The organism is Candidatus Avelusimicrobium sp., from assembly GCF_050873505.1.
In the GTDB taxonomy this organism is placed as follows: domain Bacteria; phylum Elusimicrobiota; class Elusimicrobia; order Elusimicrobiales; family Elusimicrobiaceae; genus Avelusimicrobium.
This window is the reverse complement of the sequence record NZ_JBNMIY010000001.1, coordinates 109,237-120,575: the sequence shown is the minus strand read 5'-3', so window position 1 is coordinate 120,575 and position 11,339 is coordinate 109,237. Positions and strand designations below refer to the sequence as shown.

13 protein-coding genes are annotated in these 11,339 nt (G+C 48.8%); all 13 read left to right on the top strand.

All coding sequences use genetic code 11. From position 1 onward, the window contains the following. The first annotated feature begins 3 nt into the window (after positions 1–3). The 13 genes from ACR0QV_RS00585 to ACR0QV_RS00525 all read left to right on the top strand — a co-directional run bounded on the left by ACR0QV_RS00585 (position 4) and on the right by ACR0QV_RS00525 (position 11,334). Positions 4–597, top strand: a complete 594-nt coding sequence (locus ACR0QV_RS00585; protein ID WP_432634082.1) for a 3'-5' exonuclease — start codon at positions 4–6, stop codon at positions 595–597. 2 nt (positions 598–599) lie between these two features. Beyond that, positions 600–2,153 (top strand): 2,3-bisphosphoglycerate-independent phosphoglycerate mutase, encoded by a 1,554-nt coding sequence (gpmI, locus tag ACR0QV_RS00580; RefSeq protein WP_432634081.1) that lies wholly within the window; start codon positions 600–602, stop codon positions 2,151–2,153. Positions 2,154–2,284: 131 nt separating this feature from the next. Then, positions 2,285–2,512 (top strand): DUF167 domain-containing protein, encoded by a 228-nt coding sequence (locus tag ACR0QV_RS00575; protein ID WP_432634080.1) that lies wholly within the window; start codon positions 2,285–2,287, stop codon positions 2,510–2,512. Positions 2,513–3,022: 510 nt separating this feature from the next. Then, positions 3,023–3,721 (top strand): type IV pilin protein, encoded by a 699-nt coding sequence (locus ACR0QV_RS00570; protein WP_432634079.1) that lies wholly within the window; start codon positions 3,023–3,025, stop codon positions 3,719–3,721. A 121-nt stretch (positions 3,722–3,842) separates the two neighbouring features. Next, positions 3,843–4,163: a 30S ribosomal protein S6 gene (gene rpsF / locus ACR0QV_RS00565; RefSeq protein WP_428052703.1), complete on the top strand. Its 321-nt coding sequence runs from the start codon at positions 3,843–3,845 to the stop codon at positions 4,161–4,163. A gap of 7 nt (positions 4,164–4,170) precedes the next feature. Continuing rightward, entirely contained in the window at positions 4,171–4,617 is a 447-nt protein-coding gene (locus ACR0QV_RS00560) for a single-stranded DNA-binding protein (RefSeq protein WP_432634078.1), read from the top strand. Positions 4,618–4,640: 23 nt separating this feature from the next. Beyond that, on the top strand, positions 4,641–4,964 hold the full coding sequence (gene rpsR, locus ACR0QV_RS00555; protein WP_432634077.1) for a 30S ribosomal protein S18: 324 nt from the start codon (positions 4,641–4,643) through the stop codon (positions 4,962–4,964). A 17-nt stretch (positions 4,965–4,981) separates the two neighbouring features. Then, a complete protein-coding gene (rplI, locus tag ACR0QV_RS00550; protein ID WP_428052697.1) occupies positions 4,982–5,494 on the top strand; it encodes a 50S ribosomal protein L9 in 513 nt (170 codons plus the stop codon). 903 nt (positions 5,495–6,397) lie between these two features. Beyond that, the gene (locus ACR0QV_RS00545; protein WP_432634076.1) at positions 6,398–7,159 is read left to right on the top strand and encodes a pilin; all 762 of its coding nucleotides are present in this window, start codon (positions 6,398–6,400) and stop codon (positions 7,157–7,159) included. A gap of 105 nt (positions 7,160–7,264) precedes the next feature. Continuing rightward, on the top strand, positions 7,265–8,683 hold the full coding sequence (gene dnaB, locus ACR0QV_RS00540; protein WP_428052695.1) for a replicative DNA helicase: 1,419 nt from the start codon (positions 7,265–7,267) through the stop codon (positions 8,681–8,683). 5 nt (positions 8,684–8,688) lie between these two features. Further along, positions 8,689–9,792: an alanine racemase gene (gene alr, locus ACR0QV_RS00535; protein ID WP_432634075.1), complete on the top strand. Its 1,104-nt coding sequence runs from the start codon at positions 8,689–8,691 to the stop codon at positions 9,790–9,792. Beyond that, positions 9,792–10,568, top strand: coding sequence for an MlaE family ABC transporter permease (locus tag ACR0QV_RS00530; protein WP_432634074.1), 777 nt, complete (start codon positions 9,792–9,794; stop codon positions 10,566–10,568). The genes alr and ACR0QV_RS00530 overlap by 1 nt, the downstream gene beginning before the upstream one ends. A gap of 1 nt (position 10,569) precedes the next feature. Then, positions 10,570–11,334 carry an ABC transporter ATP-binding protein gene (locus tag ACR0QV_RS00525; protein ID WP_428052688.1) on the top strand — a complete coding sequence of 255 codons (765 nt, stop codon included), beginning with the start codon at positions 10,570–10,572 and terminating at the stop codon, positions 11,332–11,334. The last annotated feature ends 5 nt before the right edge of the window (positions 11,335–11,339 follow it).

Below are 11,339 nucleotides of genomic sequence, written 5' to 3'. Positions count from 1 at the left end.
GGTATGGAACTTTCTAAAATTAAATTTGCTTGCTTGGATACGGAAACAACCGGATTGTCGCCGGATGACGGCGGAAAAATTTGCGAACTGGCGGTTTCCGTGTCGCAGGGCGGGCGCCCGGTGGAGGAATTTTCCACCCTGTTAAACCCCGGTATGCCGATGCACCCGGACGTAATTGCCATACACGGTATTACAAACGAAATGGTGGCTAACGCCCCTAAATTTTCCGATATTCTGCCCAAACTTTTAGGCCTGTTGGACGATTGCGTGATCGTGGCGCACAACGCCGATTTTGACGTAAACTTTTTGCGCAGCGAGTTCGCCCAATGCGGGATGCGCTTTCCGCCCTATCCCGTGATTGATACGCTCAAACTGGCGCGCAAGAGCGGTAAATTTGCCAAGAATAACTTGGGTTGTATCGCCGCCGATTTGGGGATTAACTGCGCGGGCTGGCACCGCGCAATGGCCGATACCAAAATGGCCGAACAGATTTTTTATTACTTTTTAACCGAACTTAGCAAGCACGGCGTTTCTACGCTGGAACAGTTGAGTTCGTTCCAACAAAAGCGTTGGAAAGATTTAATTAAGGAGAATTAAGTATGGAAAAAGTAGTTTTAATTATTCGCGACGGCTGGGGCGATGCCAAAGCCGGTCCGCACAATGCTGTAACCAATGCCAAAACGCCGAATATGACGAAATATTTGGCCGAATATCCGCATACGCAAATTGAAGCCTCCGGCGAACAAGTGGGTTTGCCTGCGGGCTATATGGGCTCCTCCGAAGTCGGCCACCTCAATATGGGCGCGGGCCGCATTGTGGTGCAGGAACTCAAACGCTTGAAGGATACCATTGAGGACGGCTCTTTGTTTAAATCCGCCCCGTTTGCCGCCTGCATTGATAACTGCCTCAAAAACCATAAACCGTTGCACATTATGGGCCTTGTGCAGGATGAAGGCGTACACGCTCACCAGGACCATTTGCACGCCATTATGAAATACGCCGCCGAAAAGGGCATTAAGGATGTATATATCCATTTCTTTGCCGACGGCCGCGATACGCCGCCGCAGAGTTCTATCGGTTTTATCCGCACGCTGGAAGAAAAAATTAAAGAATACGGCGTGGGTAAGATTGCCACTATCCAGGGCCGCTACTACGCTATGGACCGCGGCGAAGATTGGAGCCTGACCGATAAAGCCTATAACTTAATTGTCCACGCCCAAGGCTTGCACGGCAACACCGCCGAAGAAGTGGTGAAAACCGATTATAAAACGATGAAGACCCCGACCAATACGCCGATGGTGGACGAATATATCCCGCCGACCGTGTTGGGCGATTACAAGGGGATGGAACCCGGTTCCAGCGTGATTTTCTTTAACTTCCGCCAAGACCGCGCCATCCAACTGACCCGCGCGTTTATTGACGACAATTACCCGGGCCACCGCGGCGAACGCGTGCCCTGCGTGTATTGCGGTTTGACCAAATATTACGATGCCTTCCCGTTCAACGCCTTGCCCTCTATGACGGACGGCGGCGGTATGGACCACTTGCTTGGGCAGGTTATTTCCGATGCGGGATTGAAGCAGTTGCGCTTGGCCGAAACGCAGAAATTCAAACACGTTACGTCCTTCTTTAACGGCAAACAAATTAAACCGTACGCCGGAGAAGACCGCATTGAAATTAAAGGCCGTTTTGACCCCGCCACCTTTGCCGAACACCCGGAAATGGAAGCGTATATCGTCAAGGACGAAGCCCTCAAACAAATCGCTACCGGCAAGTATGACTTTATCGTCATCAACTTTGCTAACTGCGATATGGTCGGACACACGGGCAAATTTGAATCCGTGGTCAAGGCCGTAGAAGTGGTGGATGAGTGCACCGGGCTCGTAACCGAGGATGCCTTGAAGCACGGCTACACGGTGTTTATCACCGCGGACCACGGCAACGCCGAAGAAATGTGGGACGATAAAATCAATATGCCAAAAACCGCGCATACCACCAACTTGGTGGACTTTGTGTATGTCAGCAAGGACCACAAAAACGCCAAAATGGCTGCCACGGGCAACCTGGGCGATATTGCGGTAACGGTGTTGGACGTTATGGGCCTTAAAAAGCCGGCTGATATGACGGCCAAGAGTTTAATCGCCAGCAAATAAGAAAAAAACTCCGATTATAAAAATCACTTTTGCGGTTGTTTTTGTACCTAGACGCGCCGCAAAAGTGATTTTTTATGCCTGCTTAGCGGAAAATTCGGGCGGTCCCCTGCGCAAAAAAGTACAATAGAAATATGGAAAGTTATATTAAGGTAAAAGTACACGCGGGGGAAAAGAAAAACAAACTCGTCCAAAAGGCCCCCGACACCTTTGAACTGTGGGTAAAAGCGCCTGCCGAACAGGGCCGCGCCAACGAGGCCGTGCGCACCCTGCTGGCGGAATACCTGAATTTGCCCGAAAACAAACTTTCCCTTATCAAAGGCGCCACCTCTCCCGCCAAAATTTTCTTAAAACGTCAATAATTTTTTTACATTTTTTAATCGTCATCCCCGAATTTTTCTGTGGGGGGGTTGTCGTTGTTAAATAAGTAGGTCATCCTGAATTTAGTTCAGGATCTACCGCTTGGGTAGTGGCTGTTATCTAAAAGGTCATACTGGAAGGTTTCTGTCCAGTATCTGTTATTTTCCACTTTTTGAGTAACGACAGATCCTGGACTACGACTTTCCAGGATGACGACAACGACTAGGCACAATCGGTAGATTCTGAAAACCCTGCGGGCCGCCAATTCCTCGGGGATGACGAGGAAAAAGGGCTTTTTATGAAAAAGCGGTCATCCTGAACTTGTTTCCGGATCTACTTTTTGGGTTTTTTGTTGTTGCTTTTCTGTCGTTCTCTGTAAAGGGGTTGTTTCGTTTTTTTTTTTGTTAAAATTTTGATAAATCGCGGTTGGTGTACCCGGATGTATCCGCCGTATAAAAATGCGTATAAAAGGCCGTTTTGCCCAAATATAAAGGCCTTAACAAGGAGAAAAAATGAAAGGATTTACTTCTATTTTGTCATCCCCGAGTGTTTCTGTCGGGGATCCGTTTTTATTAAAAAAGTGGAAAACGACAGATACTGGAACGCTCCGCGCCGGCAAACCTTCCAGTATGACACTTAGTTTTATAAACAACAGATCCCGTATAAAGACACTACGGGATGACGGCTTAACAGCACCCAGCCATATGGCCACAACCGCAGGTTTTACTCTTATTGAACTGTTAGTTGTCGTGCTCATTATTGGCATTTTGTCGGCTGTGGCCTTGCCGCAATACCAAACGGTGGTGGCGCGTACGCGTTATCAGCAGTTAGTGGTAATGGCTAACAATATTGCCAAGGCGGAAGACGCCTATTTTATGGCAAATGGCCAATACACGACTGATTTTAGCGCCTTGGACTTTGACTTTGGAAATAGTACTCCGCTTCAAGGTGATGCCGGCACTTACAATGCTATTTCTATTGGTAAGGGATTTGCTTGTGTGCTACGAGATTATGCGGTAGGAACGGTACAATGTAAATCTGATTATTATACCGATGTGCCGGAATTTCAAATTAATTTTGACAGCCATACACGGATGTGCCATAATTATCATTGGCGGGGTAGTGTAGCCCAGCGGGTGTGCCGTTTGGAAACCAATACCCAAGCCCCGGCCCGTACCAACAGCGAGTACGAAACCTATCTCTACAAATAATGGTGCAAAAGTGTCCGTTTTGCCTCTAATTTTGTTATAATATCCATAGAGCAAATTCTCAGGGGCGTAAGCCCTTGGTGGTTTTTTGACTCTGCAAAACGCAAAAAAGAATAATTGGTATATGAAAACTTACGAAAGCGTAATTATTGTTAAACCCCAACTCTCCGACGGAGAAGTGGGCGAATTCGTGGTTAAGGCCAAAGACCTCATCACGAAAAACGGTGGAGAAGTAACCAGCGAAGAAAGATTGGGCAGAAGAAAATTCACCCACGAAGTAAACCACGTTCGCGATGGTTTCTACCTCTACTTAAAGTTCAAAGCCGAACCGAAATTTGTAAAAGTTTTTGAAGAAGCCTTGAAACTTAACGAAAAAGTCCTCCGCTCTATGACGATGTGCGCCGTAGAAGTGAAGGTAAAACCGGCTCCTGCCGTTGCAAAATAAGGTCGCTATGCCAGCACAAATCAAATTACCGGAACAAAACGTTGTATTTCTAGTCGGACGGTTAACACGTGATCCTAACGTGGCTTTTACGCAGAAAGGTCAGGCAGTGTGCCGTTGTGACATTGCGGTCAACCGCAGATATTTGGATGCTGCCACAAACGAGTGGAAAGATGACACCGTGTTCGTTCCCGTAGTGGTTTGGGGTGCTGCCGCCGAACGGTGTAAAGACCGGGTGAAAAAAGGGACCCCCATTTCCGTGGAAGGCCGCCTCACCAGCAGCGAATACACCGACAAAACTACCGGTCAAACCCGCAGAAGTTTGCAGGTAACGGCCCGTAGAATCCAAATACTGGAAAATAACGCCGCCGGCGGTTATCACACCGCTGATGCCGCTCCGGCCGCTAAGGACGACGTCCCCACTACCGACGTAATGGAAGACGACGTGCCCTTTTAACAGGAACCAAAGAGAGATAACAAATGTCCGAAGAAATTAAAAACACGCAAGCCCCCGCCGCGGCCAACGCCACTGCTCCGGCCGCCCGCCCCGAAAGACCGGCGCGTCCGTTTATGGGCAAAAAGCGCTTTGAAAGCAGAAGAAAAGTCTGCAAAGTCTGCGCTGAAAAAATTGAAAATGTGGATTACAAGAACTTTCAGTTCGTAAAGTCCTTTACTATGGAAAGCGGTAAAATCCTTTCCAGAAGAATTACCGGCACCTGCGCTAAACACCAGCGCCAGATCACCAAGGCTATCAAACGCGATCGCAACTTGGCTATCTTGCCGTATTCTTTGCCCAAGAAATAAGCCGGAGGACGCAAGAAATGAAAGTTATTTTGAAACAGAACGTAAAAAATTTGGGTATGATGGGCACCATCGTTGATGTAAAGCCCGGCTATGCCCGCAATTTCTTGGTGCCGCACCGCTTGGCCGAAATCGCCACGGAAGGCGCTATTAAGAATTGGCAGTTGGGCGCCGAAAGACGCGCCAAACGCATTGAAGCGGAACTCGCCGAAGCCCGCGCCATCGCCGAAAAATTGGCCGGTGTCGTGCTTCCGTTCACCAAAACCGTCAACAGCGACGGCGTGGTGTTCGGTTCCGTAAACAAAGCCGATATCTTTAAAGCCTTGAACGCCTTGGGCCACAACATCGCCAAAGACGCCATTGAACTCAATATGCCGATTAAGGCTTTGGGTGAAACCGAAGTGGGCATTTATTTGAAACCCACCGTTACCGCGGTTATCAAGGTACAAATTAACCCCTTGACCACGGTGGAAGAAAAAGTAGCCGACGCCAAACCGGAAGCCAAAGCCGAACCGGTGGCCGAAGCCAAATAACTCCCAACCTAATTGCGTTTTGTATGACCCCCGCCCCGCGCGGGGGTTTTTTGTTGTTAGCAAAAAGCGGTATGCCCCCTAATTTTTATAACACCATTTGTTGTTGTTTGGTTTGTTTGCGATATTGCAAAAACAGTGTGCCCCAATAAATCAAAAGAGTGCGGAACATCTGCCGCCCGCAGGGTGCGGCCCGTAGGGTTTTCGGAATCTACCTTATGGGTTGTTAGAAATAACAGAAGGAAAAAACTAACAGCACAATCGGTAGATCCTGAACCCTATTAATGGACCCCGTACAGAACCTTACGGGGTGCCGCCTAGCGGTAGGGGCGGCAATTCAGGATGACTTTTATTTTATAACGGCCTTTTCCCTACTGTCATCCCGTAGTGTTTTTATACGGGAGCTGTTGTTGGCGTGATTGTCCTTCCGGGGCCCGCATACGAACAGGAAACCGGAATCCAGAAATAAAATAAGGAGTTTTTCTAATAAACAGACTGGATCCCGGGTCCACGCCCGGGATGACAAGCAGGAAGACCTTTTTTTATAACAACAGATTCCCGACTACGACCTTCGGGAATGACGACTTTATGAAAAAAGTAGGTCCTGAAACGAGTTCAGGACGACGGAACCTGTTTTATTGTTTTTTTTTGTCATCCCCGAGGGTTTCTGTCGGGGATCCGTCGTTTCGTTGGTTGCAACATTATAAAAAGAGTGTTGCTCCATTAGTCAAAAGAGGGAAAAAGGCAAGCCGTCCGCAGGACTTATTTTTAAAGGGGTTGTTTCGTTTTTTTTTTTTGTTAAAATTTTGATAAATTGCGGTTTGTGTACCCGGATGTATCCGCCGTATAAAAACGCGTATAAAAGGCTGTTTTGCTCAAATATAAAGGCCTTAAAAAGGAGAAAAAATGAAAGGATTTTTGAATAGGTTGCTGCCTTTGTTGTCATTCCAGGGCAAGGAAGCCGCCCGCAGGGTCCTGGAATCCAGAAATAAAATAAGGAGTTTTTCTAATAAACAGACTGGATCCCGGGTCCACGCCCGGGATGACAACTACCACGCCAGATCCCGTATAACAACCTTACGGGATGACGACAAAATAAAAAGTCATACTGAACTGGTGGCCCGCAGGGTTTTAGGCTCTAACGCTTGGGGTGTTAGCCGTGGTTTTACCCTTATAGAACTATTAGTTGTCGTCCTTATCGTTGGCATTTTGGCGGCTGTGGCCCTGCCCCAATATGAAAAAGCCGTTACAAAAAGTCGCGTAAGCACTGTTTTGCCTTGGTTTACCGCCTTAAAACGCGGGCAGGAGTTGTTTATTTTAAATGGTGGAACTTCTGCCTGCTTGGATTTAATGGAATTTGCCGATTTATCTGGCCTTTCTTATACCGATTCCCGGTTAATTGAAACCAGCCGGCGGCTATATTGCGATTCCCAAATCCGAGTAAGCCCTGATTTGTTGTTTTACTCCGTCAACGGTGGGGTTAATGTTAGTTATAAAGGTATGCATTTATATATGGTGCTTAACCCAACTTCTGCCAAAAGTTTAAATGCCCCGGTAGGCACGGTATTTTGTATGGGGCAAGATAAATGCGCCAAAATTGGTGGAGCCGAGTATCAAATTTGTCATTATGGTTCTTCTCAAACTCCTTGTTACAAATTGCCTAATTAACCCTGGTTTGGGTGGCATTAAAAGCGTCTAAATTGCTACAATAATAAAAAGCACCGTTTACCACCCGGTAAACGGGTGGCCCCATTTTTTAGTTGTAGAGGACTTATGGCAAGCAATTTACTGGAAGAAAAAATCCCACCGCAGGCAATAGATGCGGAAATGGCCGTCTTGGGCTCAATGCTCCTAGACGCCGAGGCCGTAACCGATGCGTTGGAAATTTTAAAACCCGAACATTTTTATAAAGAATCCCACCAAAAGATTTTCGCCGCTATGAAGAATTTGGCGGACCGCGGCCAAGCGATTGATATCATCACGCTTAGCGAGGAACTCAAAAAGAATAACCTCTTGGCGCAGTTGGGGGGGGAAGTTTATTTAACGCAACTGGTGGATAAGGTTTCCACCGCCGCGCATATCAAGCACTATGCGGAAATTGTCTATAAAAAATATGTTGTGCGCGATTTAATCCGCACGGCTACATCGCTTGTCCAACGCTGCTATAAGGAAGAGGACGACGACCCGCAGGTGCTGATTGACTCCGCCGCTGACCAAATTTATAAATTAAGCCAAAAGCAGAAACTTACGGGGTTTGTGTCTTCCAAGGATTTAGCCCCCGAAGTAATTGAAATCTTGGAAAAGGCCGTGCGCAACAAAAACGCTATCCAGGGTGTGCCTACGGGATTAGACGAATTTGACCGCAAAACGGGCGGGCTCAGAAAGTCCGACCTGATTATTTTGGGCGCGCGCCCCAGCCAGGGTAAAACGGCCTTGGCGCTGAACATTGCGCACCACGCTTGCGTGGAGTGCGGGTTCCCGGTGGCGTTCTTTTCGCTGGAAATGGGGCGGCACATTATTTTTGAACGTATGCTCGGCGCGGCCGCTATGGTGGAAATTTACAAATTGCGTACCGGGTATTACGAGCAGAGCAAATGGTCCGATTTGACGCGCGAACTGGGCCGCCTGGCCTCCGCGCCAATGTATATTGACGATACGTCCGGCATTTCCATTACCGAACTGCGTATGCGCGCTCGCCGCTTGGCGACCGACCTTAAAAAGCAGGGCAAGGAGTTGGGCCTGATTGTCATTGACTACTTGCAGTTAATCCGCGGCGGCGAACGCCGTACCGAAAGCAGACAGCAGGAAGTGTCCGAAATTTCCCGTATGCTTAAAGATTTGGCCCGTACCTTAAATGTGCCCGTGCTGGCTCTTTCTCAGTTGAGCCGTAAGAACGAGGACAAGAGCCGCCAAGACAACAAACCGCAACTTTCCGACTTGCGCGAATCCGGCTCTATTGAACAGGACGCCGACGTGGTGGCGCTCATCCACCGCGAAGCGTACTATAAACGCGACGACGAAACCCTCAAAAACAAAGCCACGCTGATTATTGCCAAACAGCGTAACGGCCCGGTGGGGGATATTGATTTGGCCTTCTTCGGCGAATACGCCTTGTTTACCAACCCTGCGCCCGAACATATGGAAAACGCGCAGGATATGGGTGGAAATACCACAATGGCAATTCCGGAGTAACGCATATGATGCCTATTTTAAGACCGACTATTGCCGAAGTAGATTTAAAGAAACTGGCCCGCAATATGCATAAAGTGCACGAGCAGGCGGGAGAAAATGTACGCGTTTTGACCGTTTTAAAGGCCAATGCCTACGGCCACGGAGCGGTGCCCTTGGGCTTGTTTTTGGAAAAAAACAAACTCAGCGACTTTTTTGGCGCGGCCTCGGTGGAGGAAGCGTTGCAGTTGCGCCAAGCGGGCGTAACGCTGCCTATTTTGGTATTGGGCAGTATTTACCCGTTTGAAGCGTTTGAGTACGCCATTAAAAACAATATTGCCATAACCATTGCCAGTTTGGACGCGGCCAAGGCCGTGTGCGAAATTGCCGAAAAACTGGGCAAAAAGGCCCTCTGTCACGTCAAGCAGGATACGGGTATGGGGCGTATCGGCACGCGCCGCGGCGGGGTGTTTAACGTCATTGAATATTTGGATAAGAACCCGCACGTCATTTTGGACGGGCTCTTTACGCACCTTTCCAGCGTGGAGACCGACCCGGCCTATACCGAGGAGCAAATCGGCTACTACCGCGACACGCTAACCAATGTACATTTAAAGGGTATTCATATTAATTATTGCCACGTCGCGGCTTCCGCGGCTATTACCGCGCGGCCCGATGTGCATTACGATATGGTCCGCACGGGCCACAGCGCGCTTGGATTAGAACCCGGGTTTGAACCGATTTTGTCTTTAAAAACCCGTGTAGTATATGTAAAGGACGTGCCCGCCGGGGCGAGCATTAGTTATAACCGCAGTTTTATTGCGCCGTCCGCGATGAAGGTGGCCACTTTACCCTTGGGATATGGGGATGGCTATTTGCGGGCGCTTTCCAATAAGGCCGAGGTGCTTATTAACGGCAAACGCTGCCGCGTACTAGGCAATATCACAATGGATATGCTGATGGTGGATATTACGAACGCCGGGCCCGTGAAGGTGGGCGATGAAGTGGTAGCCGTAGGCCGCCAAGGCGACGAAGAAATTACGTATGCGGAACTGGCCGAAAAGGCGGGCACGATTGATTATGAACTGTGCACCCTTTTGATGCCCCGCGTACCGAGGATTTATAAAGAATAATGTTTACGCTTATCGGTAAATATATGTCCAACCTGTTCGGCCAAGTGGGCGGAGCCGCCCAAATGGTTCGTTCGTCTTTGTTCTGGCTTACCCACTCCCGCTTTGAGTTCGGGCAGGCGGTGGAGCAGAGCGTAACGATTGGGGTGGAATCCTTGGGCGTAACGGCGCTTACCAGTTTGTTTACGGGTATGGTGCTGGCGTTACAAGCCGGGAATACGATTGGTAATATCTTCGGCGAGCCTATTTTTGTAGGCACGATTGTTACGTTTTCGCTTATCCGCGAATTGGGCCCGGTGCTGACGGCGGTTGTCGTTTCCGGCCGTGCGGGGGCCGCGGTAACGGCGCAAATCGGCACAATGGCGGTAACTGAGCAGATTGACGCGCTCTACACCTTGGGTACGAACCCTATCCGCTATTTGGTTATCCCGCGGATGTTCGGCTTTTTATTTACGATGCCGGTTTTAACACTTTTTTCCAATTTGTTCGGCGTCTTGGGCGGCTACCTGGTGGCGGTCTATGCGCTGGGCGTAGCCGGAGAGGTATATATCACGGATATTACCTCGTTTATGGGCGTGCGGGACTTTATGCATGGTTTTATTAAATCGTTTGTGTTTGCCTTTATGGTGGCGACGGTCTGCTGCTACAAGGGCGTCAGCACGCGCGGCGGTGCCGAGGGCGTGGGTAAAGCCACCACCGGGGCCGTGGTTACCACGATTGTACTTATTTTGGTATTGGATTACTTTTTGACCGCCATTTTAACGGCGTTCGGGGTTTAATATGATTGAAATTAAGGATTTGCAAAAAAGTTTCGGCCCCAAACAGGTGTTAAAGGATGTAAACCTCAAAATTGAAGAGGGCAAAACCACTTGCATTTTGGGCGGTTCCGGCTCGGGCAAAAGCACGTTGATTAAATGCCTTATCGGGCTGGAAGAAGCCACGGGCGGGCATATTTGGGTGGACGGAAAGGATATCACTAAAATCCACAGCGAAATTAAACTGGCCGCCATCCGCCGCAAATTTGGCTATTTATTCCAAGAGGGCGCCTTGTTTGACTCTATGAGCGTAGGCGAAAACGTTACCTTCGGGCTTAAATATTTAACCGAGGTGCCGGAAAGCGAATACCCCAAGGTAATTAAAGAAAAATTGGCCTTGGTGGGGTTAAAGGAAGATGTTGCCAAGTTGAACCCCAGCGAACTGTCCGGCGGGATGAAGAAGCGCGTTTCGCTCGCGCGGGTGCTGGCGGTGGAGCCAAAAGTGATTTTATATGACGAGCCCACCACAGGCTTGGACCCGATAATGTCCGACATTATCAGCGATTTGATTATCGGCTTAAAGGCTAAACTGGGGGTAACCTCGGTAGTTATTACGCACGATATGCGCTCGGCCTTTAAAATTGCCGATTATATTGCGTTCTTATACGAGGGACGTATTTTGATGTACGGCACGCCGGAGGAATTTAGAAAAACGGACAACCCGTATGTAAAACAATTTGTGGAAGGCAGCAGCCAAGGGCCTATCCAAATGCAGTTGTTAAAAGCGTAGTTTTA